At 72.2% G+C, this 26,563-nt stretch carries 24 protein-coding genes; 15 read left to right on the top strand and 9 right to left on the bottom strand.

Features of this window, described 5'->3' with window-relative positions:
- Window positions 1–21 precede the first annotated feature (21 nt).
- Window positions 22–1,491, top strand: a complete 1,470-nt coding sequence (locus ACIHFE_RS10355; protein ID WP_400105415.1) for a 3' terminal RNA ribose 2'-O-methyltransferase Hen1 — start codon at window positions 22–24, stop codon at window positions 1,489–1,491.
- Window positions 1,488–4,196 carry a polynucleotide kinase-phosphatase gene (locus ACIHFE_RS10350; protein ID WP_400105414.1) on the top strand — a complete coding sequence of 903 codons (2,709 nt, stop codon included), beginning with the start codon at window positions 1,488–1,490 and terminating at the stop codon, window positions 4,194–4,196. The genes ACIHFE_RS10355 and ACIHFE_RS10350 overlap by 4 nt, the downstream gene beginning before the upstream one ends.
- A 47-nt stretch (window positions 4,197–4,243) precedes the next feature.
- On the opposite strand, the gene ACIHFE_RS10345 is transcribed toward ACIHFE_RS10350, so the two are convergent.
- A complete protein-coding gene (locus ACIHFE_RS10345) occupies window positions 4,244–5,206 on the bottom strand; it encodes a helix-turn-helix domain-containing protein (protein ID WP_400105413.1) in 963 nt (320 codons plus the stop codon).
- A 72-nt stretch (window positions 5,207–5,278) separates the two neighbouring features.
- Between ACIHFE_RS10345 and ACIHFE_RS10340 the strand changes: the two genes are divergently transcribed.
- The 6 genes from ACIHFE_RS10340 (at window position 5,279) to ACIHFE_RS10315 (ending at window position 12,848) form a co-directional block, all read left to right on the top strand.
- Window positions 5,279–6,694, top strand: coding sequence for an MFS transporter (locus tag ACIHFE_RS10340; protein ID WP_400105412.1), 1,416 nt, complete (start codon window positions 5,279–5,281; stop codon window positions 6,692–6,694).
- 19 nt (window positions 6,695–6,713) lie between these two features.
- Window positions 6,714–7,949 carry an arginine deiminase gene (locus ACIHFE_RS10335; protein ID WP_400105411.1) on the top strand — a complete coding sequence of 412 codons (1,236 nt, stop codon included), beginning with the start codon at window positions 6,714–6,716 and terminating at the stop codon, window positions 7,947–7,949.
- A gap of 41 nt (window positions 7,950–7,990) precedes the next feature.
- Window positions 7,991–8,995 carry an ornithine carbamoyltransferase gene (argF, locus tag ACIHFE_RS10330; RefSeq protein ID WP_400105410.1) on the top strand — a complete coding sequence of 335 codons (1,005 nt, stop codon included), beginning with the start codon at window positions 7,991–7,993 and terminating at the stop codon, window positions 8,993–8,995.
- Window positions 8,996–9,113: 118 nt separating this feature from the next.
- The gene (locus ACIHFE_RS10325) at window positions 9,114–9,941 is read left to right on the top strand and encodes an enoyl-CoA hydratase family protein (RefSeq protein WP_400105409.1); all 828 of its coding nucleotides are present in this window, start codon (window positions 9,114–9,116) and stop codon (window positions 9,939–9,941) included.
- A 13-nt stretch (window positions 9,942–9,954) separates the two neighbouring features.
- Window positions 9,955–12,201, top strand: a complete 2,247-nt coding sequence (locus ACIHFE_RS10320; RefSeq protein ID WP_400105408.1) for a bifunctional salicylyl-CoA 5-hydroxylase/oxidoreductase — start codon at window positions 9,955–9,957, stop codon at window positions 12,199–12,201.
- Between the two features lie 137 nt (window positions 12,202–12,338).
- Entirely contained in the window at window positions 12,339–12,848 is a 510-nt protein-coding gene (locus ACIHFE_RS10315) for a hypothetical protein (RefSeq protein WP_400105407.1), read from the top strand.
- A gap of 996 nt (window positions 12,849–13,844) precedes the next feature.
- Here ACIHFE_RS10315 and ACIHFE_RS10310 read toward each other — a convergent pair.
- Both ACIHFE_RS10310 and ACIHFE_RS10305 read right to left on the bottom strand, forming a co-directional pair.
- On the bottom strand, window positions 13,845–14,090 hold the full coding sequence (locus ACIHFE_RS10310; protein ID WP_400105406.1) for a hypothetical protein: 246 nt from the start codon (window positions 14,088–14,090) through the stop codon (window positions 13,845–13,847).
- Window positions 14,078–14,314 (bottom strand): hypothetical protein, encoded by a 237-nt coding sequence (locus tag ACIHFE_RS10305; protein ID WP_400105405.1) that lies wholly within the window; start codon window positions 14,312–14,314, stop codon window positions 14,078–14,080. Before ACIHFE_RS10305 ends, ACIHFE_RS10310 begins: the two co-directional genes overlap by 13 nt.
- Window positions 14,315–14,743: 429 nt before the next feature.
- On the opposite strand from ACIHFE_RS10305, the gene ACIHFE_RS10300 reads away from it, so the two are divergent.
- The 3 genes from ACIHFE_RS10300 to ACIHFE_RS10290 are packed head-to-tail and all read left to right on the top strand — an operon-like array spanning window position 14,744 to window position 16,584.
- Entirely contained in the window at window positions 14,744–15,502 is a 759-nt protein-coding gene (locus tag ACIHFE_RS10300; protein ID WP_400105404.1) for a DUF5919 domain-containing protein, read from the top strand.
- Window positions 15,495–15,962 (top strand): NUDIX domain-containing protein, encoded by a 468-nt coding sequence (locus ACIHFE_RS10295; protein WP_400105403.1) that lies wholly within the window; start codon window positions 15,495–15,497, stop codon window positions 15,960–15,962. Before ACIHFE_RS10300 ends, ACIHFE_RS10295 begins: the two co-directional genes overlap by 8 nt.
- 46 nt (window positions 15,963–16,008) lie before the next feature.
- A complete protein-coding gene (locus ACIHFE_RS10290) occupies window positions 16,009–16,584 on the top strand; it encodes an HD family hydrolase (protein ID WP_400105402.1) in 576 nt (191 codons plus the stop codon).
- A gap of 40 nt (window positions 16,585–16,624) precedes the next feature.
- Here ACIHFE_RS10290 and ACIHFE_RS10285 read toward each other — a convergent pair whose 3' ends face one another.
- Window positions 16,625–17,455: a PaaX family transcriptional regulator C-terminal domain-containing protein gene (locus ACIHFE_RS10285; RefSeq protein WP_400105401.1), complete on the bottom strand. Its 831-nt coding sequence runs from the start codon at window positions 17,453–17,455 to the stop codon at window positions 16,625–16,627.
- Window positions 17,448–19,058 (bottom strand): AMP-binding protein, encoded by a 1,611-nt coding sequence (locus ACIHFE_RS10280; RefSeq protein ID WP_400105400.1) that lies wholly within the window; start codon window positions 19,056–19,058, stop codon window positions 17,448–17,450. Before ACIHFE_RS10280 ends, ACIHFE_RS10285 begins: the two co-directional genes overlap by 8 nt.
- Window positions 19,059–19,193: 135 nt before the next feature.
- On the opposite strand from ACIHFE_RS10280, the gene ACIHFE_RS10275 reads away from it, so the two are divergent.
- Window positions 19,194–20,318, top strand: a complete 1,125-nt coding sequence (locus ACIHFE_RS10275) for an acyl-CoA dehydrogenase family protein (protein ID WP_400105399.1) — start codon at window positions 19,194–19,196, stop codon at window positions 20,316–20,318.
- Window positions 20,315–20,713: a RidA family protein gene (locus ACIHFE_RS10270; RefSeq protein ID WP_400105398.1), complete on the top strand. Its 399-nt coding sequence runs from the start codon at window positions 20,315–20,317 to the stop codon at window positions 20,711–20,713. Before ACIHFE_RS10275 ends, ACIHFE_RS10270 begins: the two co-directional genes overlap by 4 nt.
- Window positions 20,714–20,757: 44 nt before the next feature.
- On the opposite strand, the gene ACIHFE_RS10265 is transcribed toward ACIHFE_RS10270, so the two are convergent.
- From ACIHFE_RS10265 to ACIHFE_RS10250, 4 genes are all read right to left on the bottom strand, one after another.
- The gene (locus ACIHFE_RS10265) at window positions 20,758–21,045 is read right to left on the bottom strand and encodes a lasso peptide biosynthesis B2 protein (RefSeq protein WP_400105397.1); all 288 of its coding nucleotides are present in this window, start codon (window positions 21,043–21,045) and stop codon (window positions 20,758–20,760) included.
- The gene (locus ACIHFE_RS10260; RefSeq protein ID WP_400105396.1) at window positions 20,985–22,874 is read right to left on the bottom strand and encodes an asparagine synthase-related protein; all 1,890 of its coding nucleotides are present in this window, start codon (window positions 22,872–22,874) and stop codon (window positions 20,985–20,987) included. The genes ACIHFE_RS10265 and ACIHFE_RS10260 overlap by 61 nt, the downstream gene beginning before the upstream one ends.
- 84 nt (window positions 22,875–22,958) lie before the next feature.
- On the bottom strand, window positions 22,959–23,102 hold the full coding sequence (locus ACIHFE_RS10255) for a lasso RiPP family leader peptide-containing protein (RefSeq protein WP_400105395.1): 144 nt from the start codon (window positions 23,100–23,102) through the stop codon (window positions 22,959–22,961).
- A gap of 178 nt (window positions 23,103–23,280) precedes the next feature.
- Window positions 23,281–24,654 carry a PLP-dependent aminotransferase family protein gene (locus tag ACIHFE_RS10250; RefSeq protein WP_400105394.1) on the bottom strand — a complete coding sequence of 458 codons (1,374 nt, stop codon included), beginning with the start codon at window positions 24,652–24,654 and terminating at the stop codon, window positions 23,281–23,283.
- A gap of 90 nt (window positions 24,655–24,744) precedes the next feature.
- On the opposite strand from ACIHFE_RS10250, the gene ACIHFE_RS10245 reads away from it, so the two are divergent.
- Both ACIHFE_RS10245 and ACIHFE_RS10240 read left to right on the top strand, forming a co-directional pair.
- Window positions 24,745–26,130: a pyridoxal phosphate-dependent decarboxylase family protein gene (locus ACIHFE_RS10245; RefSeq protein WP_400105393.1), complete on the top strand. Its 1,386-nt coding sequence runs from the start codon at window positions 24,745–24,747 to the stop codon at window positions 26,128–26,130.
- A gap of 138 nt (window positions 26,131–26,268) precedes the next feature.
- The gene (locus tag ACIHFE_RS10240; protein WP_400105392.1) at window positions 26,269–26,538 is read left to right on the top strand and encodes a plastocyanin/azurin family copper-binding protein; all 270 of its coding nucleotides are present in this window, start codon (window positions 26,269–26,271) and stop codon (window positions 26,536–26,538) included.
- Window positions 26,539–26,563: the final 25 nt, after the last annotated feature.

Raw genomic sequence — 26,563 nt, 5'->3', positions numbered from 1 at the left:
CAGGGCTCGATAATCGGTTGGGTGTTCTTGACAATCTCCACCACCGGTGATTCCGGCCGCCCGGCGACCGACCTCGGCTTTCTGCTGCACAAACACCCCGGCCGGGCGCAGCGGTTCTCCACCGCGCAGGGCACTGCCCATGTGTTCTACCCCGAGGCCACGCCCGAGCGGTGCACGGCGGCTCTGCTGCTGGAGGTGGACCCGGTGGCGCTGGTGCGGCGGAACAAGGGCAAGGGCCGCGGGGGAGCGCCCGACTCGGCGCTCGCCCAGTATGTCAACGACCGCCCCTATGCCGCCTCTTCACTGCTGGCGGTGGCGCTGGCCGGGGTATTCTCCAGCGCGCTCAAGGGCCAGTGCCATGCCCGGCCCGAACTGCCCGCCCGCCGCCTGCCGTTGCGCATCGAGGTGCCCGCGCTGCCGGCCCGGGGCGGGGCGGCGCTGGTGGAGCGGCTGTTCGCACCGCTCGGCTGGCAGCTGACCGTTCAGCCGGTGGCGCTGGACGAGAAGTTCCCCGAGTGGGGCGACTCCCGCTATGTCTCCCTGGTGCTGGAGGGGGAGTCCACCCTGGCCGAGGCCCTGCGGCAGCTGTATGTGCTGCTGCCGGTACTGGATGACGCCAAGCACTACTGGGTGGCCGCCGACGAGGTGGACAAGCTGCTGCGCCATGGTGAGGGCTGGCTGGAGAACCACCCCGAACACCGCCTGATCACCAGCCGGTTCCTCACCCGCCGCTGGTCCCTCACCAGGGACGCCCTGGAACGCCTGGCCCTGGCCCGGCTGGCCGAGGCCGATGACACCGAAGCCGGTGAACTCGACAACGCGGTGGACGAGCGGACCGACACCGAGGACAAGCCGCTGCCGTTGGCCGTCCGCCGGCGCGAGGCCATCCTGGCCGCGCTGCGTGCCTCCGGCGCGGCCCGGGTGCTCGATCTGGGCTGCGGGCAGGGCCAGTTGACGGCCGAGCTGCTCAAGGACGTCCGCTTCACCGAGATCGTCGGCGTGGATGTGTCCATGCGCGCCCTCAAGGAGGCCGCCCGCCGGCTGCGCCTGGACCGGATGGGAGAGCGGCAGGCGGCCCGGGTCCGGCTGCTCCAGGGCTCGCTCGCCTATACCGACCGCCGTCTGGCCGGCTATGACGCGGCCGTGCTCAGCGAGGTCATCGAGCACCTGGACCTGCCCCGGCTGCCCGCCCTGGAACACGCGGTGTTCGGCGCCGCCCGCCCCAGGACGGTCATCGTCACCACGCCCAATGCCGAGTACAACGTCCGCTGGGAGTCGTTGCCCGCCGGGCATGTCCGGCACGGCGACCACCGCTTCGAGTGGACCCGGGCGGAGTTCCGTGCCTGGGCCGGCGAGGTGGCCCGGCGCCATGGCTACACCGTGGAGTTCACCCCGGTCGGCCCCGACGACCCCGAGGTGGGCCCGCCCACCCAGATGGCTGTCTTCACCGCACAGCACCCCACCGACGCCAAGGAGGCCGACGCGGCATGAGCACCACCACCGAGCCCCCGGAGCGCCGCGTCCTGGGCATACCCGACCTCTGCCTGGTGGTCCTGGTCGGCGCCACCGGATCCGGCAAGTCCACCTTCGCCGCACGGCACTTCAAGCCCACCGAGACCGTCTCCAGCGACTTCTGCCGTGGCCTGGTCAGCGATGACCCCAACGACCAGAGCGCCAGCGGTGATGCCTTCGACGTCCTGCACTACATCGTCGGCAAGCGGCTGGCCGCCGGCCGGCTCACCGTGGTGGACGCCACCAATGTCCAGCCCGAGGCACGTAAACAGCTGGTGGGTCTGGCCCGCGAACACCATGTGCTGCCGGTCGCCATCGTCCTGGACGTTCCCGAGGAGGTCTGCGCCCGGCGCAACGCCTCCCGCCCCGACCGGGCCGCGCTGCCCCGCCGGGTCATCCAGCGCCACCAGCGCGAACTGCGCCGCTCGCTCAAGCACTTGGAGCGCGAGGGCTTCCGCAAGGTGCACCATCTGCGCGGAGTGGCCCAGACCGAGGCGGCCGAGCTGGTCCGGGAGCGCCGGTTCAACGACCTGCGCCACCTCACCGGCCCCTTCGACATCATCGGCGATATCCACGGCTGCCGTTCCGAGCTGGAGACCCTGCTGGCCAAGCTGGGCTACACCCTCACCCGGGACACCGCCGGCCGCCCGGTGGACGCCGCGCACCCCGACGGCCGCACCGCCGTCTTCGTCGGCGACCTGGTCGACCGGGGCCCGGACAGCCCCGGGGTGCTGCGCCTGGTGATGGGCATGACCGCCGCCGGGCACGCGCTGTGCGTCCCCGGCAACCACGAGAACAAGCTGGGCCGTCACCTCGGCGGCCGCAAGGTGCAGCCCACCCATGGCCTGGCCGAGACCATTGAACAACTGGAGCGCGAGGAACCGGAGTTCCGGGAGCGGGTCCAGGCGTTCATCCGCGAACTGGTCAGCCACTATGTCCTGGACGGCGGCGACCTGGTGGTCTGCCATGCCGGTCTGCCGGAGAAGTACCACGGCCGCACCTCCGGCCGGGTCCGCTCGCACGCGCTCTACGGCGACACCACCGGGGAGACCGATGAGTTCGGCCTGCCGGTGCGCTACCCATGGGCGGAGGAGTACCGGGGCCGCGCCGCGGTGGTCTACGGCCACACCCCCACCCCCAAGGCCGGCTGGCTCAACAACACCATCTGCCTGGACACCGGCGCCGTGTTCGGCGGCAGCCTGACCGCGCTGCGCTGGCCGGAGCGGGAGCTGGTGGATGTGCCGGCCGAACGGGTCTGGTACGAGCCGGTGCGCCCGCTGCTCTCCGCCGCCCCCGGCGGTGCCGAGGGACGCCCGCTGGACCTGGCCGATGTCACCGGACGCCGGGTGGTGGAGACCCGGCACCTGGGCCGGCTGGCGGTACGCGAGGAGAACGCGGCGGCGGCGCTGGAGGTGATGAGCCGCTTCGCCCTGGACCCCCGGCAGGTGCTCTATCTGCCGCCCACCATGGCCCCGGTGGCCACCTCGGCCGAGGAGGGCTATCTGGAGCACCCCCGGGAGGCGTTCGCCGCCTACCGGGAGGAAGGGGTGCGGCAGGTCATCTGCCAGGAGAAGCACATGGGTTCCCGGGCGGTGGTCCTGGTCTGCCGTGACGAGACGGTGGCCCGGGAGCGCTTCCACACGCCCGCGGGGATGCCGGGCGCGGTGTACACCCGTACCGGGCGGCCGTTCCTGGACGACCAGGAGCTGACCGGCCGCATCCTGAAGCGGATGAGCCGCATGGTCGACGCCGCCGGACTGTGGGCGGAACTGGACACCGACTGGCTAGTGCTGGACGCCGAGTTGATGCCGTGGTCGCTCAAGGCCGCCGGGTTGCTGCGCAGCCAGTACGCGGCCGTGGGTGCCGCCGCCGGCGCGGTCTTCCCCGCCGCGCTGGGCGCCCTGGAGACGGCCGCGGCACGCGGGGTGGACGTCGCCGAGCTGCTGGGCCGTCAGCGCGAACGGGCGGTGGACGCACGGGCGTTCACCGAGGCCTACGGCCGGTACTGCTGGCCGGTCGGCGACCCCGCCCACGGCTGGCCCGGCGAGCGCGCCGAGACCGGCATGCCGCGCCGGGTGGGCGGCCATGGCACGGACGGCCTGGACGGCATCCGGCTGGCGCCGTTCCAGATCCTGGCCGCCGAGGGGCGCAGCCTCGCCGCGCTTCCGCACGACCGGCAACTGGCCATGATCGACCGGATGGTCGAGGAGGATGCCCTCCGCGCCGACACCAACAACGGCATATGCGCCTTCCGGCCCAAGTGGATCAACCGTCTGCTGGCGCCCACCCGCCGGCTGATCGTGGACACCGAGGACGAGGCGTCGGTCGCCGAGGGCATCCGGTGGTGGCTGGACCTGACCGCCGGGGGCGGAGAGGGCATGGTGGTCAAGCCCCTGGCGGCGCTGGTCCGCACGGCCAACGGGCGGCTGGTGCAGCCGGGTGTCAAGTGCCGGGGCCGGGAGTACCTGCGGATCATCTACGGCCCGGAGTACACCCGCCCGGAGAACCTGGCGCGGCTGCGGGTACGGCACCTGGGGCACAAGCGGTCGCTGGCGCTGCGGGAGTACGCGCTGGGACTGGAGGCGCTGGACCGGCTGGCGGCGGGGGAACCGCTGTGGCGGGTGCATGAGGCGGTGTTCGCGGTGCTGGCGCTGGAGTCGGAGCCGGTCGACCCCCGGCTGTAGGGGTGGTGGGCGGTGTGCGGGTCTCTTGCCCGCCCGCTGCCGTCACCTCAGCCCGCCCGCCGGCGGAACGCGCGGCGGTACTCGTTCGGCGGCACCCCCACCACCCCCGCGAACCGCCGCCGGAAGTTCGCCGCTGTGCCCAGGCCGCACAACTCGGCCACCCGGTCCACCGACTCATCGCTGCTCTCCAGCAACTCCCGGGCCCGGGCGACCCGTTGCACCTGGAGCCACTGCATGGGCGTGGTGCCGGTGGCCGCCTGGAACCGGCGGGCCAGCGTCCGCGGGCTCATCCGGGCCCGCCGGGCCAGGTCCGCCACCGTCAGCGGCTCCTGGAGCCGCCGCGTCGCCCACTGCAGCAGCGGCGCCAGCGAGTCACCGGCCCGCTCCGGCAGCGGGGCCTCGATGAACTGCGCCTGGCCGCCCGGCCGGTGGGCGGGGGCCACCAGCTGCCGGGCCACCGCGTTGGCCGTCTCCATCCCGAAGTCCTCGCGCACGAGGTGCAGACAGACATCGATGCTCGCGGTGGAGCCGGCCCCGGTCACCACATCGCCGTGGTCGACATAGAGCACCGAAGGATCCACCCGCACCGCCGGATACCGCTCGGTCAGCAGCCGGGCGTAACGCCAGTGGGTGGTGGCGGCGCGCCCGTCCAGCAGCCCGGTGGCGGCCAGCACAAAGGCGCCGGAGCACAGCGACACCAGCCGCGCGCCCCGCCGGTGCGCGGCCCGCAGGGCCTCGATCAGTTCCCCGGGCGGGTCGCCGCGCACATCCGCGGCGCCCGGCACCAGCACCGTGTCGGCGGCCACCAACTCCTCGGCGCCATAAGGGGTCTGGGCGCTGAACCAGCGCATGGCGCCCGCCTCGCCGTCCCGGGCGGTCCCCACGGCGCAGACCTTGAGCTCGTACCAGTCGTCGGGAGTGTCGATCCGGTCGTCCCCGAAGATATGGCAGGGAATGGCCAGTTCGAAGAACGGCAGTCCATCGGTGACCGCCACGGCTATCGAGGGCATGGCAGTAATGTACTGGGCATTGTCATTCCTGCCACTCGTGGCCGGCGGCGTCCATGCCGATGCTTGACCGTCATGACGATCCTTTCCTCCAACCGGCCCGCTGCGCCCGCGCTATCGGCCCCGGCCCCGGACCCGCGCCGCTGGCTGGTGCTCGCGGTGGCCTCCGCCGCCCAGTTCCTGGCCGTGCTGGACGCCATCGCGGTCAATATCGCCTTCCCGATGATCGGCCGGGAGTACCACTCCGCCCCCACCGCCGAACTGTCCTGGGTGCTCAACGGCTACACGGTGGTGCTGGCCGCGCTGCTGATCCCGGCCGGCCGGGTGGCCGATGTGACCGGCCGCCGCCGCTCCTTCCTGCTCGGCCTGTGCCTGTTCGGCCTGGCCTCGGCCGGCTGCGCCGCCGCCCCCGGCCTGACGGGGCTGATCGCCGCCCGGGTGGTGCAGGGCGTGGGCGCGGCCGTCCTGGTGCCCACCTCGCTCTCGCTGGCGCTGCCCGCCTTCCCGGACCGGGAACGGCCCACCGCGGTGGGGGTGTGGACCGCGGTGAGCGCGGTGGCGGCCGGTTCCGGGCCGGTGCTCGGCGGTCTGCTCGCCGCCCATGACTGGCGCTGGATCTTCCTGATCAATGTGCCGGTGGTGCTGGTGGCCGCGGTGGCGGGCGTACGGCTGCTGCCCCGTACCGCCCCCGGCCGGCGTCAGTCCCTCGATCCGGCCGGCACGGCCCTGGTGTTCGCCGCCATCGCCTGCCTGGTGACCGCCTTCGCCGAGGCCGAGGACTGGGGCTATGGCTCCCCGGCCACCCTGGGGGTGCTTGCCTCCGGAGTGCTGGCGGCCGTGCTCTGCGCGGTCCACGTCCGGCGGACCGCCGCCCCGGTGGTCGACCCCGCCCTGTTCGCCACCCGTGGCTTCACCGCCGCCGGCCTGGGCCTGCTCGCCTACTTCCTGGCCTTCGGGGCCATGACGCTGGCCGCGACCCAGCTGTTCACGGGGGTGTGGCACTACCCGATCCAGCGCGCCGGCCTGGCCCTGGCGCCCTGGCCCGCCACCGTGCTGGTGGTCTCGGTGTTCTCCGGCCGCATCGTGCGGCCGCTGGGGGAGCGGGGTGCCGCCCTGCTGGGCGCACTGGCCTTCCTGGCCGCCCCGGTGTGGTGGCTGTGCGCCGCGGGCGGGCAGTCGCACTACCCGGCCGCCTTCCTGCCCGGACTGCTGTGCGCCGGCGTCGGCACCGGCCTGTACCAGTCGGTGATGTTCGCCGCCGCCGGACGGCTGCCGGAGGCCCGGATGTCCAGCGGCTCCGGTGTGCTGATGGTCTCCCGGCAGGGCGGCACGGCCCTGGGGGTGGCGGTCCTGGTCGCCCTGGGCGGCGGGGCGCACCACCCGTCCCTGGGCGCGCTGCGCCACGGCTGGCTGGTCGCGGCCGTCGCCTCCGCCCTGGCCGTGGTGGCCGCGCTGGCCTTCGGCCCCGGTACACGGGGTGATCACGACTGATTCAGGTGAGGATGGGGGGATGGGATTCCATGTCGATTCCGAGGCCGGGCGGCTGCGCCGCGTCATCCTGCACCGCCCCGACCTGGAGCTGAAGCGGCTCACGCCGTCCAACAAGGACGCTCTCCTCTTCGACGATGTGCTCTGGGTGCGCCGCGCCCGTGCCGAGCACGACGGCTTCGCCGATGTGCTGCGCGAGCGCGGGGTGGAGGTGCATCTGTTCCGGGACCTGCTGACGGAGACCCTGGGGGTCCCCCGGGCCCGGGACCTGGTGCTGGAGCGGGTCTTCTGCGAGCGGGAGTACGGGGTGCTGGCCACCGGCCATATCCGGGCGGCGTTCGAGGCGATGCCCGCCGCGGAGCTGGCCGGCTGGCTGATCGGCGGCATGACCAAGCGGGAGTTCCTGGAGCGCCACCCGGAGCCGGTCTCGGTCCGCTTCCATGTGATGGACCTGGACGACTTCCTGCTCAACCCGCTGCCCAACCATCTGTTCACCCGGGACACCTCGGCCTGGATATACGACGGGGTGTGTGTCAACGCCATGCGCTGGCCCGCCCGTTGGCATGAGACGGTGCACTACGAGGCGGTCTACCGGCACCATCCGCTGTTCGCCGCGGGCGGCTTCCAGGTCTGGTCCGAGGGGCAGGCCGCCTATCCGTCCACCATCGAGGGCGGCGATGTCCTGGTCATCGGGCGGGGCGCGGTGCTGATCGGGATGAGCGAACGGACCACCCCGCAGGCGGTGGAGATGCTGGCCCACCGGCTGTTCGCCGCCGGCTCGGCCCGTACCATCGTGGCCCTGGACATGCCCAAGCGGCGGGCCTTTATGCACCTGGACACGGTGATGACCATGGTGGACGGGGACACCTTCACCCAGTACGCCGGGCTGGGCATGCTCCGCTCGTACACCATCGAACCGGGCGTGGGCGGGCGGGAACTGAAGGTCACCGACCATCCGCCGGAGCATATGCACCGCGCCATCGCGGCCGCCCTGGGGCTGGACTCCATCCGAGTGCTGACCGCCCGCCAGGATGTGCACGCCGCCGAGCGCGAGCAGTGGGACGACGGCTGCAATGTGCTGGCCATAGAGCCGGGGGTGGTGGTCGCCTATGAGCGCAATGTCACCACCAACACCTATCTGCGCAAGAACGGCATTGAAGTGATCACCATCCCCGGCAGCGAGCTGGGCCGGGGCAGGGGAGGGCCGCGCTGTATGAGCTGCCCGGTGGAGCGGGACCCGGTACCCGGGAGTGCATAATATTGCCACTCATTGCATATAAATCCAGGGAGTCCACCGTTATGGCCACTGACTGCCTCAAGGGCCGGCACCTGCTGAAGGAAACGGACCTGACCGCCGAGGAGTTCCACGGCCTCGTCGAACTCGCGGCCGAGCTCAAGGCCGCCAAGCGGGCGGGCAGCGAGCAGCCCCGGCTCCAGGGCCGCAATATCGCACTGGTCTTCGAGAAGACCTCCACCCGCACCCGCTGCGCCTTCGAGGTCGCCGCCGCCGACCAGGGCGCGCGCACCACCTATCTGGACCCGGCCGGATCCCAGGTGGGCCACAAGGAGTCGGTCAAGGACACCGCCCGGGTGCTCGGCCGGATGTTTGACGCCATCCAGTACCGCGGCCATGGCCAGCAGGTGGTGGAGGAGCTGGCCGCCCACGCCGGCGTCCCGGTCTTCAACGGCCTCACCGACGAATGGCACCCGACCCAGATGCTGGCCGATGTGCTCACCATGACCGAGCACACCGCCAAGCCCCTGGAGCATGTGGCACTCGCCTACCTCGGCGACGCCCGCTACAACATGGGCAACTCCTACCTGGTCACCGGTGCGCTGCTGGGCATGGACGTAAGGATCGTGGCGCCCGAGGAGCTGTGGCCCGCCGCCGAGGTGGTGGCCCAGGCGCAGCGGCTGGCCGCCCGGAGCGGCGGCCGGATCACCCTCACCGCCGATGTCCGGCAGGGCGTGGCCGGCGCGGACTTCGTGTCCACCGATGTCTGGGTGTCCATGGGCGAGCCCAAGGAGGTGTGGGACGCCCGGATCGCGCTGCTGGCCCCCTATGCGGTGACCATGGATGTGCTCAAGGCCACCGGCAACCCCGCCGTGAAGTTCCTGCACTGCCTGCCCGCCTTCCACGACCTGGGCACCACGGTGGCCCGGGAGATCCATGAGCGCCATGGCCTGACCTCGCTGGAGGTCACCGACGAGGTCTTTGAATCGGTGCACTCGGTGGTCTTCGACGAGGCCGAGAACCGGATGCACACCATCAAGGCGCTGCTGGTGGCGACGCTGGCCCGGTGAACCACGGGGCACGCAAACGGAGTTGGCCGCTATATCGCCCTCGTGACGGCGGTCACGACGCGGTGATAACTTCGCCGGGCAGGCACCAGCCCTCGCCCGGCTGAAGGAGGCCAGGTTTATGAGCCCGTTCACCGGCTCCGCGTCCACCACCGGGGAATGGCGGCATCTGCGCCTGACCCTTGACTCCGGGGTGGCCACCGTCACCCTCGCCCGCCCGGAGAAACTCAACGCCCTCACCTTCGGCGCCTATGCCGACCTGCGCGACCTGCTGCCCGAACTCGCCCGCGACGGCTCGGTACGGGCCCTGGTGCTGGGCGGCGAGGGGCGGGGCTTCTGCTCCGGCGGGGACGTCGAGGACATCATCGGCGCCACCCTGGCCATGGACACCGGCCGGCTGCTGGAGTTCAACCGGATGACCGGACAGGTCGTCCGGGCCCTGCGCGAGTGCCCCTTCCCGGTGATCGCCGCCGTCCAGGGCATCGCGGCCGGCGCGGGCGCGGTGCTGGCGCTGGCCGCGGACTTCCGGATCGCCGACCCCACCACCCGCTTCGCCTTCCTGTTCACTCGGGTCGGCCTGTCCGGCGGCGACATGGGAGCCGCCTATCTGCTGCCCCGGGTGGTCGGCCTGGGCCATGCCACCCGGCTGCTGATGCTCGGCGAGCCGGTACCCGCCGCCGAGGCCGAACGCATCGGCCTGATCAGCCAGTTGACCGAGGAGGGCCAGGTGCCGGCCGCCGCACGGGCGCTGGCCCGCCGGCTCGCCGAGGGCCCGGCACTCGCCCACGCCCAGACCAAGGCCCTGCTCACCGCCGAGCTGGACATGCCGCTGGGCGCGGCCGTCGAACTGGACGCGGCCACCCAGGCGTTGCTGATGAACAGCGCCGACTACGCCGAGTTCCACGCCGCGTTCACCGCCGGACGCCCGCCCCGCTGGCAGGGACGATGAGGCCGGTGACCGGATGACCACGCGCATCGCGGTGATCGGTGGCGGACCGGGCGGCCTCTACGCCGCCGCCCTGCTCAAACGCCGCGCCCCCCGCCGCGAGATCACCCTCTGGGAGCGCAACGCCCCCGAGGACACCTTCGGCTTCGGCGTGGTGTTCTCCGACGAGACCCTGGGCGGCATCGAGAGCGCCGACCCCCAGGTCCATGCCGCACTGCGCCGGGAGTTCATCCGCTGGGACGCCATCGATGTGGTCCACCGCGGCCGCCGGCTGCGCTCCGGCGGCCATGGCTTCGCCGCCATCGGCCGCCGCACCCTGCTGGCCGTCCTCCACCGCCGCTGCCGCGAACTGGGCGTCACCCTGCGTTTTGGCACCGAGGCGCCGCCCGCCGCGCAACTGGCCCGCGACCATGACCTGGTGATAGCCGCCGACGGGGTGCACAGCGCCACCCGCCAGGCCCACCGCTCCCACTTCCGTCCCTCCCTCACCACCCATCGCTGCCGTTATATCTGGCTGGCCGCCGACTTCGCCCTCGACGCCTTCCGCTTCGAGATCGCCGAGACCCCGCACGGGGTGATGCAACTGCATGGCTATCCCTATGAGTCCAAGGCCAGCACGGTCATCGTGGAGATGCGGGAGGAGGTCTGGCGGCGGGCCGGGCTGGACCGGTGCGACGAAGCCGAAACGCTTCGGCGCTGCGCCGCCCACTTCGCCGAGGCCCTGGACGGCCGTCCGCTGCGCGCCAACCGCTCCGCCTGGACCGCCTTCCGCACCGTGGTCAACGAGCGCTGGTCGCACGGCCGTACCGTGCTGCTGGGCGACGCCGCGCACACCGCGCACTTCTCCATCGGCTCCGGCACCAAACTCGCGGTCGAGGACGCCCTGGCCCTGGCCGGGCAACTGGACGGCGCGGCGGACGTGGCCGAGGCACTGGCGGCCTATGAGGCCGAACGGCGCCCACTGGTCGAATCCACCCAACGGGCCGCCCGGGCCAGTCTGGAGTGGTTCGAGGACCTCGCCGACCGCACCGGCCAGCCACCGCACCGCTTCGCCTTCAACCTGCTCACCCGCAGCCGCCGGGTCACCCATGACAACCTGCGGCTGCGCGACGCCCGCTTTGTGGCCGCGGTGGAGACCGAGGCCGGGATCACCCCCGGCACTCCGCCCATGTTCACCCCCTTCCCCCTGCGCGGACTGACCCTGCGCAACCGGGTGGTGGTCTCCCCGATGGACATGTACTCGGCCATGGACGGCACCCCGGACGACTTCCACCTGGTGCACCTGGGCGCCAGGGCGCTGGGCGGCGCCGCGCTGGTGATGACCGAGATGGTCTGCGTCAGCGCCCAGGGACGGATCACCCCCGGCTGCGCCGGGCTGTACACCGCCGGGCACGAGGCCGCCTGGCGGCGGATCACCGGCTTCGTCCACACCCGGGCGCCGGGCACGGCCATCGGCATCCAGCTGGGCCACTCCGGCCGTAAGGGCTCCACCCGCCTGATGTGGGAGGGCATCGACCAGCCGCTGCCCGAGGGCAACTGGCCCCTGGTGGCACCCTCCCCCCTTCCCTACCTGCCCGGCACCAGCCAGGTGCCGCGCGAGGCCACCACCGGCGAACTGGCCGCCATCCGCGAGGACTTCACCTCCTCCGCCCGGGCCGCCGCCCGGGCCGGCTTCGACCTGCTGGAGCTGCACTGCGCCCACGGCTACCTTCTCTCCTCCTTCCTCTCCCCCCTCACCAACCACCGCCGTGACCACTACGGCGGCGACCTGGCCGGCCGGCTGGCCTACCCCCTGGAGGTCTTCGACGCGGTACGGGCCGTCTGGCCCGCCGACCGCCCGATGACGGTGCGGATCTCCGCCACCGACTGGGCCGAGGGCGGCACCACCGACGCCGACGCGGTGGCCATCGCCCGGGCCTTCGCCGACCATGGCGCCGATGCCATCGATGTCTCCACCGGCCAGGTGGTGCCCTGGGAACGCCCCGCCTTCGGCCGCTCCTACCAGACCCCCTTCGCCGAACGGATCCGCCACCGGGCGGGCGTCCCGGTCATCGCGGTGGGCGCCATCTCCTCCTGGGACGACGCCAACTCCCTGATCCTGGCCGGGCGCACCGATCTGTGCGCCCTGGCCCGCCCCCACCTCTACGACCCGCACTGGACCCTGCACGCGGCGGCCGAACAGGGCTATGAGGGCCCGGGCGCGCCCTGGCCGACGCCCTACCGCGCGGGCAGCCGCCGGCCGCCTGCGGGGCGGGGGGCTTAGCTGCCCGCTCGCCGGTCCGCCCGTCGATGAGCCGCACCAGGAAGCCCTGCTCACGGGTCCGGACCTCCCTCGTCGGGGGGAGGCTTGCCACCCTCCAGGAGGACGTGCCGCCGCCGCCCATCGGCAAGCCTGGACGCATGACCACTCTCCCGAACACCCCTGCTCCGGCGCCCCGCTGGGCGGTTCGAGCCGCGCATGCCGCGGCCCTCACCACCGTGCCCTCAGGGCTGTGGCGGATCGCGCTGGGTCTCGGGTTTCCGGTGGGTTACAGCGACCAAGTGCTCCGTCAGGACTTCCACATCCCCGGCTGGGGCGTGGCCTATGTGATCGGGCTCAGCGTGGTCTCCGAGGCCTTCGCCCTGCTGACGCTCGGCCTGGTCCAGCCCTGGGGCGAGGTGGTGCCGCGCTGGATCCCGGTCATCGGCGGCCGGCGTGTTCGCCCCCTCGCCGCCGTCATCCCCGCCGCCCTCGGCTCGCTGGCCCTCGTGTTCCTCTGGAGCGACCTGGTGTTCTGGTGGAACGCCGACGAGACTCCGGCGATGCTCGGGTCCTGGCACACCATCGTCGGCATCCTCTACCAGCCCCTGGTCCTCTGGGGTCCGCTGCTCGCCGCCGTGACCGTCTCCTACTACCGTCGCCACCGCTGACCTCCGAAGGGCGCAGATAGGACTTCGCCGGCTGTGATTCGGGCAGCTTCTCCGCCGCGATGACGGTCTCCGTGCGGGTCCGTTCCCGTCTTACGGGCAGCGTCCCGAGTGGGCCGACGGCGAGTACGGCGTCCGTCACGCCGCCATGGCGGAGCCGGACTTGGAGAAGTGCGCCCACCAGCGCGCCGCCGATGAGGCTCTCGCACGGACGGGTGGTGTTGAACAGCCCAGAGGTGGCACCTGACATGGCCGGCTGGATGTCCTGGAAGGCGATCACTTGGCAGGCCTTGATCACCCAGAGGACCTGGTTGACGCCGGTGTGCAGGCCCGATGTCAGTGCGGGCACCGCGATGTTGACCGCGGTGGTGTCCAGCAGGACTACGGCCTGGGTGAAGCGGATCTCGAACATCGCTGCCCAGGGGCCTTGCGCGCTCGGCTGGCGCGGTGGGGCTGGGTGCGGTGAGCCACCGTACCTGCTCGGCGTGTGGCCTACGGCCGTTGGCGGCGGTGCGGATCCGGCTGGATCGCCGCGCGGGTGCACGGGTGGACCGCCGTGGGCGGCACCGGCCGCGCACCGGGTCGGTACGGACAGCAGACGGCGGCCTCGGTGGTACGGCAGGCGCCGGCAGCAGGGCCGGCGGCCAAGGGCTGATGGGTCCGGGGTCCCTGTCGGCACCGAACGTTGGCTGCCAGGCCGATCGGCGGGTGTACGCGAACCCATCTGCTGTCCGCGGGACTTCGGATGCATCAAAGACCAGGGCCCGGGGCATGCTGGGACCCATGCCGTCGGCGGACCCTTCAGGAAAACGCAAGCGAGGCCCGCGCGTTCCCTGCCCTGATCCTTTCAAGAGGAGAAGTCACCGACATCTACCGGCTGTTGATTGTCTGAGCCCATGCCGGGGGCGGACGAGGGCGAGGTGGGTGGGGCCTGCCCCTGCTGCCGGCCGTCCCTGCCTGGCACAGGAGCGGCCGGAGCAGGCGGCTACGGTGTGCCGGTCACCTCACCAGGCGGGCGCGCCAGAGCCGATGGACAGTCTCGCGGTAGCCCGTGTGCGACGGGTTACGGCCGGAGTGCAGGAAAGCCCAGGAGCGCACGTCCTCGAAGTCCTCGGCCACCAGCGACACGGCGTCGCACGTCGTGCACTCCAGCATGTGCAGGATGGCCGGCGATTCCGGTGCCGAGTCGGGGCCGATTGCCCAGTCTGCGAACCGGATCACGGTGTGCGCACTCAACAGCCCCACCGTCCAGCAGCGTTGGCTGCCTGCACCTTGGCGCTGAGCCGCTCCCTGTCTGTCGCCGGACGCACGTCACCCGGAGCGGCATCCCACTCCACGCCCCCCTTGGGCGGACGGAGTTGGAGCGATTTCGTGTCCGGGTCGTAGTCCATCACTTGCCCGATCACGTTCCGGGGCACGTCCACCACGAATGAACCCGCCTTGGGCAGCGCGCTGCGGTCGGCACTCATCGGCATGCCTCCCTGCTCTGTGCCGTGCGCGGCCGGATGTCGATCCCGTGCGCCGTCACCCACAGCATGGGCCCGCTGCCACCGCTAACCAGCGGAGTATGCACGCACCGGCACCGGACCTTGAGTGCCGGGTGCTGTTGTGGAGTTGAGGCCAAAGGGGCGGCCGGGGCCGGCGCCGTGGTGCAGGTGGCGGGGTAGAAGACCGCTCTCGCCCACGCGAGCCACCGGAGGATATGGTCGTGCATCGCTAGCGCTCCTTGTCAGCGTTGGCCATGCCCCCGGGCCGCACCCTCAGCAGCGGTCGCGGGGGTCTCTTCGGACAAGAACCCACACTTGCGACCCGGGAGGGGCGTTCCTACTGCCTTCTTAGGACGTTGGACACGGAGTCGGAGTACGTTGCGAAGCGTTCCAAACGTCCCAGGGGTACCCATGAACGAAGCACTGCGCCGCGCGATGGCCCAGGCACGGGTGACCGACCGTCAGTTGGCGGAGAAATGCGGCGTCGATGTCAAGACGGTCGGCCGCTGGATCACTCAGCCCGGGCGCGTGCCTCACGCCCGGCACCGTTGGGCGATCTGTGAAGCGGTCGGAGAGGACGAAGCCGTGTTGTGGCCAGCCGCCGTGAAGAAGGCAATCAAGGCCGGCCCGGACCGCGAAGTGGTCTCGGTCTACCCGTACCGCTCTGCGTGCCCCTCGTCGCTGTGGCGCTCTCTGATCACCAAGGCGGAACAGCAACTCACCTTCGCCGGATACACGAACTACTTTCTCTGGCTCGAGCAGGCACGCTTTGGAACGGCACTGAGCCGCAAGGCCGCGCAGGGATGCCTGGTGCGATTTCTGCTCGGCCATCCCGAGAGCGACCTGACACGGGCCCGGGAGCAGGACGAGGGGGTTGCGCTGACCCTCTCCACCCGCATCCGCGTGACGCTGGCCGAACTCGAGAAGATCAAGGGACAGGCAGGCGTCAGCGCCAGATACAGCGACGGGCACGCATACCTCTCCGTGTTCCGCTTCGACGACGACATGATCGTGACGCCGCTGCTCACCCACCATGTGGGGCACGACGCCCCCACACTGCATCTACGCCGGCACCAGGACGACGGCATGTTCGACCGCTTCGCCTCGCATGTCGAGGAACTGTGGAACCGGGGAACTCCGGTCTGGGGAGGAGAGCTACACGATGGGTAGGCGCGACTACGAGGACGATCCCAACGCCCCGGCCGCGAACAGCCTTGTTCCGGCTGCCTCCGTGGTCGTCGTCGACGACGCCGGGCGCATCCTGCTCCAACGCCGAAGCGACAACGGCATGTGGGCGCTCCCTGGTGGAGCGATGCACATCGGCGAGTCACTGCCCGACTGCGCCGTCCGGGAGACCAAGGAGGAGACCGGCATGGACGTCGAGGTCGTCGGCATCGTCGGCACGTACACCAACCCCCACCATGTGTTCGCCTACGACGACGGCGAGGTGCGCCAGGAGTTCTCCATCTGCTTCCTGGCACGCTCGGTAGCCGGGCAACTGGCGGTCTCTGAGGAGTCGACGGATGTCCGCTGGTTCGAACCAGGAGAGGTTGACGCGTTGCCGATGGTCCCGAGCATCCGGAAGCGTGTGGACGACTGGCGGAACGGCAACATGCCGGCAACTCGGTAGCCAGTCCCCTCGTCGCGACCGTTGATCCATTCGAAAGGACAGGCCGATGACTGACGATCAATACGCCAAGGGTTCCGCCGGCTACCTCTTGGAGATGGGCGCTCTCAAGCGCGCCAAGCGGTCGGGCTGGTGGATCGCCGGGGTCAAAGACCCGGAGACCATCGCCGAGCACAGTTTCCGGACCGCGGTCATCGGTGCCGTCCTGGCCATGATGGAAGGCGCCGATCCGGCGAAGGTGGCTTTGCTGTGCACCTTTCATGACACACAGGAAACCCGTGTCGGCGATATCCCATGGATCGGCCGGCGCTACCTCACCGCAGCCAAGAACGAGGCAGTCACCGCCGATCAGGTATCCGACGCACACCCCGCTGTCGCGGCAGGCGTTCAGGCCATTGTGGACGAGTACGAGAACGGTGATTCGGTCGAGGTCCTGGTCGCTCATGACGCGGACAAACTGGAGTGCGTGATCCAGGGGCTCGAGTACCTGGAGCAGGGTTACAGCAACGCGCGCGAGTGGGTCGACAGCACGCGGGCGAAGCTCAAGACGCCGTCGGCGATCGCGCTCGCGGACGCCGCGCAAGGCATGACGTCGGCTGACTGGCAGCGTACGTACCTGAGGTAGGCGGACGCGCGGTGGACGCGCCCGCCCCGGCGGGCCTCCGCTACGCCAGCACCCCCGCCACAAACTCCGCCCCCGCCTCCCGCAACCGCCCATGCAGCCCCGCGAACACCCGCGCCGAACGCGCCCCCGGCCACTGCCGGGGCAGCAGGCCGGGCGGCAGGCCGGGGTCGGCGTAGGGCAGTTGGCGCCAGGAGTCCAGCGCCAGCAGGTAGTCCCGGTAGGCGTCCTCGGCCGGCCGCGGACGCCGCCGGGCCCAGCGGCGTAGTACGGGCTCGTGGACGTCCAGGAAGGCATGGTGCAGCGCGGCCAGCGCGGGCAGGTCCCACCAGCGGGCCACCGATTCCGCGGTGGGCTCGAAGCCCAGGTGGCGGCCCTTGAACAGGTCCACATAGCCGCTGAGTTGCAGCCGGTCCAGGGTGTGCCGGGTCTCGTCGTGGAGATGGGCGGGGGCGATCCACACCCCGGGCGCGGCGGTGCCGAAGCCCAGCCGGGACAGGCGGGAGCGCAGCAAGTGCCGCTTGTGGCGCTCGTGTTCGGGGACCGAGAAGACCGCCAGCAGCCAGCCGTGCCCCGGCCGAGGGGTGGGTCGGTGGTAGATGCGCCGGTCGCCGTCGGCCAGCAACTGGTGGGCGGCGGCGGAAAGTCCGTACCCGGCGGCCCCGTCCGCGGAGCGCTCCGCGACCAGCAGCCCGCGGCGCTTGAGCCGGGAGACGGCCGAGCGCACCGAGGGGGAGTCGACGCCCACCGTGCCCAGCAGCCGGATCAGGGCGGCGATGGGCACCGGGCCGGCCGGTTCGCGGCCATAGGCGCCATAGAAGGTGATGATCAGTGAGCGGGGAGTGGGGGACGGGGACGGAGGGTGGTCAGTCACGGGGAGACTGTAAAGGGCCCCGGCGCAGCCGGAATCGCTGCAACTTGCCGGTGGGGGTGCGGGGCAGGGAGTCATGGAACTCGATCTTGCGAGGGCGCTTGTAAGGGGCGATCTCCTTTTTGGTGAACTCGCGTATCTCCTCGGCGGTTTCCGGGTCGCGGGGCACTCCGTCGCGCAGCACCAGATGGGCCACCACCACGGTGCCGCGGCGCTCGTCCGGCTCGCCGACCACGGCCGCCTCCAGCACATCCGGGTGGCGCAGCAGGGCCTCCTCGACCTCGGGACCGGCGATGTTGTACCCGGCCGAGACGATCATGTCGTCGGCGCGGGCCACATAGCGGAAGTAGCCCTCGGCGTCGCGGACATAGGTGTCACCGGTGATGTTCCAGCCGTCCCGGACGTACTCACGCTGCCGCTCGTCGGCCAGATAGCGGCAGCCCACCGGGCCGCGCACCGCCAGCAGTCCGGGCTCTCCGTCCGGCACCGTCCGTCCGTCCGGGCCGAGCACCCGGGCCTGGAATCCGGGCACCGGCAGGCCGGTGGTGCCGGGGCGGACGGCCTCGTCCGCGGCGGAGATAAAGATGTGCAACAGCTCGGTGGCGCCTATGCCGTTGATCAGTCCCAGCCCGGTCGCCCGCCGCCAGGCGTGCCAGAGCGGGGCGGGCAGATGCTCGCCCGCCGAGACACAGCGGCGCAGCGAGGACAGGTCATGGCCGGGCAGCAGCTCCAGCATGGCCCGGTAGGCGGTGGGCGCGGTGAACAGGACCGTGATCCGGTGCCGTTGGATGTCGGCCAGCAGTTGGCCGGGCCCCGACCAGTCGGCCAGCAGGGCCGAGGCCCCGGCGCGCAGCGGGAACACCACCAGGCCGCCCAGGCCGAAGGTGAAGCCCAGCGGCGGGCTGCCCGCGAACACATCCTCGGGCCGGGGCCGCAGGACATGGGCGGAGAAGGTGTCGGCGATGGCCAGCACATCGCGGTGGAAGTGCATGCATCCCTTGGGGCGTCCGGTGGTTCCGGAGGTGAAGGCGATCAGGGCGATGTCATCGGCGGAGGTGGCCACCGGGGTGTATGAGGCGTTCCGGTCCGCCGCGCGCCGCAGCAGGTCGTCCCCGGCGTCCCCGCCGAAGACCGTCATCCGCAGGCCCGGTACCGCCGCCTTGGCCAGGTCCCCGGTCGACCGGATATCGCACAGCGCGTGCCCGGCCTGGGCCAGCCGGCAGACGGCGGCCAGCTCATGGGCCCGCTGCCCGGCCGGCACGGTCACCGCCACCGCGCCGGCCAGCATCACCGCCAGCCAGCATGCCGCCAGATCGGGGGAGTTGGGGCCGCGCAGCAGCACCCGGTTGCCGGGGACGACGCCCAGGTCCTCGGTGAGGGTATGGGCGATCCGGCCGGCCCGGGCCCGCAGCTCGCCGTACGACCAGCGGCCGCCCTCCCGGTCCAGGAAGGCGGGGCGGTCTCCGGCGGTCGAACGCAGCAGTTCCGCACCGCAGTTGAGACGGGCGGGGTAGTCCGGCACCGAGCACAGCTCGGGCCATTGCCCGGCGGGTGGGAGATGGTCGCGCGGAAAGGTGTCGACATGCGCCGACGGCATGAGCTCCATGGCGGGCCTCGCGCCGGGAGGGGGATGGGGGACCGGGGTCTTGCCAGCCGTACGGATGCGCTGCCAGCGTATCGAGTTGGTGACGGCAGTCAACAGACCGCGATATCGCGGACGAGGGGCAGAGGAGGACGGCCGGTGGCTCCCGCGTTCACCCTGGATCCGCAGCAGCGCCGCTGGACGACGGAACTGCGCGAGCTGGCCGTACGGCGGCTGCGCCCGCTGGCCGAGACGGCCCGGCCCGGCCGCGTCAACCGGCCGCTGGTCGCCGCCCTCGGTGAACTGGGCCTGCTGGCCCGGGTCTTTCCCGCCGCCGGCTCGGTGGCCGCCATGGATCTGTGCCTGCTGCGCGAGTCCCTGGCCCAGGAGTGCACCGAGGCCGAGACGGCGCTGGCGCTCCAGGGGCTGGGCGCCCACCCTCTGGTGCTGGCGGGCAGCGAGTCCCAGCGGAAGACCTGGCTCCCCCGGGTGGTGGCCGGACAGGCCGTGGCGGCGTTCGCGCTGAGCGAGGCCGGGGCGGGCTCGGACGCGGCCGCGCTGGCGCTGCGGGCCGAACCGGCCGGCGACGGCTGGCTGCTGTGTGGTGGCAAGACCTGGATCTCCAACGCGCCGGACGCCGACCTCTACACGGTCTTCGCCCGCACCGGGCCGGCCGCCGGCGCCCGTGGCATCACCGCCTTCCTGGTCCCCGCCGGCCGCCCCGGTCTGTCCGGCCGGCCGCTGGCCATGCTGGCCCCGCATCCCATCGGCGCGCTGACCTTCGACGATGTGCCGGTGGGCGCCGAGGATGTCATCGGCGAGGTGGGCGGCGGTTTCGGTGTCGCCATGCGGACCCTGGAGCTGTTCCGGCCCAGCGTGGGCGCGTTCGCGGTCGGCATGGCCCGGGCCGCGCTGCGCGCCGCCACGGCCCACGCGGACCGGCGCCGGGCCTTCGGCGGCGCCTTGAAGGACCTCCAGGCGGTCTCCCACCAGCTGGCCGAGATGGCCACCCGCACCGAGGCCGCCGCCCTGCTGGTCTATGCCGCCGCCGAGGCCCAGGACACCGGGGACCCGGCCCGTGCCGCCCGCTCCGCGATGGCCAAGCTGTTCGCCACCGAGACCGCCCAGTATGTGGTGGACGCGGCCGTCCAGATCCACGGTGCCTCCGCCCTGGAGCACGGACACCCGCTGGAACACCTCTACCGGGAGGTGCGGGCCACCCGGATCTACGAGGGGGCGACGGAAGTCCAACGCACCGTCATTGCCAAGGAGTTGTACCGGTGACCCTGGAACGCGTCAACCCCGCCGCCCTGCCGCCGCCCCGCGGCTTCAGCCACGCGGTGACGGCCACCGGCGGCCGCCTGGTCTTCCTGGCCGGCCAGACCGCCCTGGACGGCAACGGCGCGCTGATCGAGGGCGGCCTGGTGGACCAGTTCCGGCAGGCCCTGACCAATCTGCTGTCCGCCCTGCGGGCAGCGGGCGGCGAGCCGGGGCATCTGGTGCGGGTGACGGTCTATACCACCGATGTGCCGGAGTACCGGGCGCGCGCGGCGGAACTGGGCCGGGTATGGCGGGAGTTGGCCGGTCGCGACTATCCGGCGATGGCACTGATCGGGGTGACCCGGCTGTGGGACGAGGGGGCGCTGGTGGAGGTGGACGGGATCGCGGTGCTGCCGTGACCTCCGGTCCTGTTGAGCTTGCGGCTGTCTTCCGAAACCTGAGGTCAGGTTCGCCCCTGCCTCGGTACCTTGATCATCGCCCGGTAGGTGGCGGTGTCGTCCGGTTCGCCCACGGGCCTGCCCTCGGCCGCCACCCAGGCGTGCGCCGCGAAGGGCGAGGTGCGCACCCCGTTGCACCAGGTGGGCCGGCGTCCTCGCATACGGCACAACAGGGTGGTGGCCAGCGAGCGTTGGAGACAGGAGCGGCCCGCGCAGAGGGTGCTGACGGCCGTCACCTCCCGCCGCGCCCGCAGGGCCTCCTCATACCGCGCGGGCCGGGCCCCTCGCCGCACCCTTGTGTGGTTGAGGTTTCCTGATGTTCGAGGTCGCGCAGCCACGCCTCCGCAGCCAGCGTGGCCTCCAGTTCGCCCGCCCCGCCGGTCAGCAGTCCGGGCGAGAGCAGAGCCCGGCGCATCGCCTCCTCGTCGGCCAGGCCCGCCGCCACCAGCCGGGAGTCCTCGGCCCAGGCGGCAAGGGTGTGTCGGTGCAGACGCAGGCCCTCCTGCCATTCGTGCCCGCAGTGGTCCTTGGTCGTCCGGCGCAGGATGTGCTCGGGCACCAGGCCGTCCATGGCGGCGGCGAGCAGCGGCTTGTACGACCAAGGGCTCGCGGCCTCGTGCGGGCGGGCGGCGAGCGCGGCCTCGATCACGGCGTCGTCGCAGAACGGAGTGTGCAGCGGCAGCCCGGCGAGCGCCGCGTGGTGGCCGAGGTGCCCGGCGATCAGGCCCGCCCGCTGCGCGGCGGCGATCCAGGCATGCCTGCCGCGCTCGCGGTGCAACGGCTCGGCGCCGTCACGGGCCGCCGTACGCAGCTGCTCGCGGCACAGTTCCACGGCCTGGTCGCTCGCCCAGAGCGGAAGCCGCGGCTGTACGCCCCAGCCGAAGTCCGCCCAGGCCGTGGGCGTGCGTAGCCGGCCCGCCGCATCGGCGAGCCAGGAGGCGTGCGAGCGGCGGTCGAGCAACGCTTCCACGGTCGCCCCGAGCGGCCGGCGATATCGCGCGCGCAGCCCGGCCGCGTGCCGCAGGCCGGCCGCCGGAGAACGGCGCAGCAGGCCGTGCACATATGCCGGCGGCGGCTGGACGATGTGATCTCCGCCGTGTCCGGACAGTCGCAGCCCGGCCCCCCGCGAAAGCATCTCCTCGGCCAGGTACCGCTGTTGCACCTGGTCGCGCTGCACCGGCGACGGCCCGTCGCCAGGGTCCAGACGCTCGTCCAGCCCGGTGAAGTGGGCGGGCAGACCGGCGGACGGAAACACCACATGTTCGACATGGGGCAGGTGTTGGGCGGCCCGGGTGGCATGGATGCGGTCCTCGTTGTTGGGCGCGCTCCAGTCCAGAGTCGCGGCGACCAGCCGGGCCCCCGCCTCGGCCGCCAGGAAGCACAGCGAGGTCGAGTCCATGCCGCCGGACAGGTCCGCGCCGACCACCTCCTGCGGCCGGACCCGCAACGCGACTGCCTGCCGCAGCGCCTCCCGCAGCCCGGCCGCCGCCTCCCGCGACGGCAGCTCGGCCGCGGGCGGGCGCCACCACCGCAGGGTGCGCGCCCCGCCTTCCGGCGCCAACTCCACGGCCTCCCCGGGGGGTACGGCATCCACCCCGCGCCACAGCGCACCACCAGCGAGCGGATGCGGGACGGTGTAACCCGCGAGCCGCAGCGCCAGCTGCGCGGTGTCCACCTCGGCACCGGTCAGTCGGGCGAGGACACGGGCGTGATCGGCGCACACCGTGCCGCCGCCGGCCTCGGCCCGGTACACCCGCCGCTGCCCGGAGAAGCTTCCACGGACATACGACCGGCCCGCCATGGACGCCAGGACGTGGAAACAGCCGTGGGCACCCGACAGCGCCGCCTCGATGTGCGCGGTGGCGCTGATCTTCCGGGCGCGTACGGCCAGTTCGGCGGCGCTCAGGGAGCAGGTCCCGGCGACGGCCAGCCGCACGTCACCCACCGCGCAGTAGGTCATCTCCGCGTCGGACCAGCAACCGACCAGCCACGGCCGGCCGGAGAAGTGCGGCACGACCCGCAACTCGGACCGGAAGGAGAGGGTCCGCAGACGATCGAGGAGGCTGGGGGACAGATCCCGGTCGGGAAGGACGACGAACCAGCAGGCCGGCGTGGCGCGCATCGACTTCTCCAAGGTGGGGGTGAGTGATGGCGTGGCCGGTGCCGGCCCGGACCGCAGCGGTCCGGGCCGGCACCGGCGGGCGGCTCAGTTCCAGGCGTAGTTGGCGATGCCTTCGGGAATGATCCAGCCTCCGTCGCCCTGGGTCACCTCGGCGTACTCCCCCGCCTCGGCCAGCAGCGGCGGCTCGTAGACGTCCGCGGTCTCGATGCTCTTCAGCGTCTCGCTCATAGCGATCACCTCTGATCACGTCGGAGATGGACCTTCCACCTCCAGCAAGCCAAATATCTGCCTGCGGGTACGTCCGTTGCCACCTGTTCCGTCCCCGTGACGTCGATGTCGTGTGGTGTCTCGCCGGCGGGACACCACACGACATCAACCGCGGCCGGCGCGGCGGTTGCCGGGAAACCTACGCCTCCCGGCGAGGCACCGGACCGCAAGCCCCCCGCAGCACCTCCGCGATCCGGTCCAGCACCTCCGGCGGCGGGGTGAACGGCACCCGCAGATGCCGGGCCAGGGTGGCGTCGGCGGCGAAACGGGGGCCGGGGGAGAGGGACAGGCCCTCGGCGTGGGCCCGTTCGGTGACCGTTTCGGCGTGCGCGGTGGTGAGGCGGAGCCATAGGGCCAGCCCGCCCGGCGGCACGGTGAAGTGCCAGCGTTCGTCGCCGTCCAGTAGGGCGCTGAGGTGATCGCGCTGGCGGCGCAGTTCCGCCCGGCGCCGTTCCAGCACCGCCCCCGGATCGGTGAGCAGCTCCACGGCGATCAGCTGCTGCATGGGCGCCGCCGACAGCGGGGCACACAGCGGATGGGCGCCGAGCTCCGCGACCAGGGACGCCGAGGCCCGGATCCAGCCGACCCGCAGTCCGCTCCACACCGCCTTGCCGGCCGAACCGATGAGCACCGACCGGCGGATCCGCGGCAGTGGCCGGGGATCGTCGCGCAGGTCCAGCTCGCGCATGGTCTCGTCCACGACAAGGGTGACCCGGTGCCGGTCGGCCAGTTCGGCGACGGTGCGGCGGGCGGCGGCGGTCATCAGGGCGCCGGTGGGGTTCTGGAAATCGGGAACGAGGTAGGCGAGTTGGCCCTCGGCGGCGGCGAAGGCGGCGGCCAGCTGGTCCAGGTCCCAGCCCCGGCCGGTGACCCGGCAGCCGGCCGGCCGGGCGCCGGCTCCGCGCAGCAGGGCCAGCGCGTCGAAGTAGGTGGGGATCTCCACCACCGCCGTCCGGGGGCGCAGTTGGGCACAGAGCAGGGCCAGCGCGGGCCGCGCCCCGGAGGTCACCAGGATCTGTTCGGGCCGGGTGGGCAGGCCCTGCTCGGTGTACCGGCGGGCGATCAGGGACCGCAGGACGGGCAGGCCCGCCCCGGTCTCCCCGGCCTCGGCCAGCAGCGGAGCGGACCGCTCCAGGGCCCGGGCGGTGGCCGCCAGATAGGCGGCCCTGGGCGCGGCGGGCACCGCGCGGCGCAGGTCGATCGAGCCGGCCTCCCCGCCGGCCGACAGCGGCGCGATCCGCTCTGCCGCCGCGGGCGGCAGCCGGAGGGTGCTGGCGCTGCCATGCCGGGTGAGCACCCAGCCGCCCTCGCGCAGCGCGGCCAGCGCGGCGGTCACCGTGCCCCGGCTGACGCCCAGCACCGCGGCGATCCGGCGCTCCGCGGGCAGCGCGCTCCCGCTGCGCACCCGGCCGTCGAGCACCGCGCCCCGCACCGCCGAGGCCAGCGCCGTGGCCAGCGGGACGTCCGGGCGGCGCCATGCGCCGAGCGCCCTGGCCAGTTGTTCGTCTCCCATCCGCACTGGTCCACTTTCTCATGATTGGACCAGTCGGCCCGGCCCCCGGGCGATCTAGCCTCGCTCCGTACCCGAGGAACGGAGCCCGCCATGCACCACCGACTCGCCGCCGATCTGGACCGGTTGCCCGCCCTGCTGGAGCTCACCCGGCAGCGGGCCACGGCCTTTCTGGACGCGCTGCCCGACCGCCCGGTGGTCCCGGTGGTGAAGGCTCCCGAGGAGGTTCCGCTGCCCGAGCACGGTGTGGGACTCCAGGGCGCGCTGGCGGAGTTCGGTGAACGCTGGGAGCCGGGGCTGTCGGCCGGTGCCGGGCCGCGCTATCTGGGATTTGTCACCGGCGGCGCCACCCCCGCCGCGCTGGCGGGCGACTGGCTGACCGCGGCCGCCGACCAGAACTCCAACTCCTCGCTGGACGGCACGGGCCAGCATCTGGAGCGGGAGACGGTGGACTGGCTGCGCCGGCTCTTCGGCCTGTCCGCCCGGCACCGGGGCACCTTTGTCAGCGGCGCCACCATGTCCAACACGGTGGGTCTGGCCATCGCCCGGGAGTGGCTGGGCGAGCGGCTGGGCGTCTCGGTGTCCGAGGACGGGGTGGCCGCGCTGGGCCGGGTCAGGGTGCTGTCCGGCAGCGCGCACTCCAGTGTGTCCAAGGCATTCTCCGTACTGGGCCTGGGCCGGTCCGCCCTCACCCCGGTGGCAACCCTGCCCGGGCGGGAGGCTGTTGATCCGGCGGCCCTGGAGAAGGCGCTGCGCGCGGCTGACGGCCCCTGTGTGGTGGTGGCCAACGCGGGCACCGTCAACACCGCCGACTTCGACGACCTGCGCGCCATCGCCGCCCTGCGTGAGCGCCATGACTTCTGGCTGCATGTGGACGGCGCCTTCGGGGCGTTCGCCGCGCTCTCCCCGGACCACGCCCACCTGGCCGACGGCCTGGACCTGGCCGACTCGGTCTGCATCGACCTGCACAAGTGGCTCAATGTCCCCTATGACAGCGCGGTGCAGTTCACCCGGCGCCAGGACCTGCAGTCCAGGGTGTTCCGCAATGCCGCCGCCTATCTGGGCCCGCTGGGCGACAACCCGGATCTGGTCCATCTGACCCCGGAGAACTCCCACCGACTGCGGGCGCTGGCCGCCTGGTTCACCCTGCGCGCCTACGGCCGGGACGGCCACCGGGAGATCGTCGAGCGCTGTGTGGCCGGTGCCCGGACCCTGGGCCGGGCGGTCGAGGACACCGACGGTCTGCGGCTGCTGGCCCCGGTCCGGCTGAATGTGGTCTGCTTCACCCTGGACCGGGAGCCCTCCGCCGGCCGACTGGCGCGGCTGGCCGAGGAGTTGGCGGACGAGGTCTTCTTCACCCCCACCGTATACGCCGGGGTGCCCGCGCTGCGGGCCGCGTTCAGCAACTGGCGCACCACCCCGGAGGATGTCGAACGGATCGTCCGGGCGCTGCGGGGTGCGATGGGCGGGGCGCGGTAGCACCATGTGCCCCAGGAGTAAGTAGAGTTACCCACCTTGCCACTATTCAGGTGAATTTAGGGATAAGTAGCCTCACGGCGGGAATGTCCCATCCGACCGGCAATCGGCCGGGACTCCGCATGACAAGGGGGCGGACTCATGGGTGCCGTTTCTATGGTGAACTTCTCTTTCCAGCCACAGGTGTTGAACATCCTGCCGGGTGAGGTGGTCACCTGGACCAACAATGACACCGCCACGCACACCACGACTTCGGACACCGGCATCTGGGATTCGGGCGAACTCGCCCCGGGCCAGAGCTTCTCGTTCGGATTCACGGAGGGCGGGGAGTTCGGCTACCACTGCGCGATCCACCCGAGCATGACGGGCACCATCAGCGCTGGACCGCCGGTCGCCGAGCCGGGCGACTGAGGTCCGCCGCGGGCCGGGTTGCCGC

Origin of the sequence: Streptomyces sp. NPDC052396 (assembly GCF_044593195.1) — a bacterium.
Taxonomy (GTDB): Bacteria; Actinomycetota; Actinomycetes; order Streptomycetales; family Streptomycetaceae; genus Streptomyces.
Note: the sequence above shows the minus strand (reverse complement) of the source record. Positions and strands in the feature narration are given on the sequence as shown.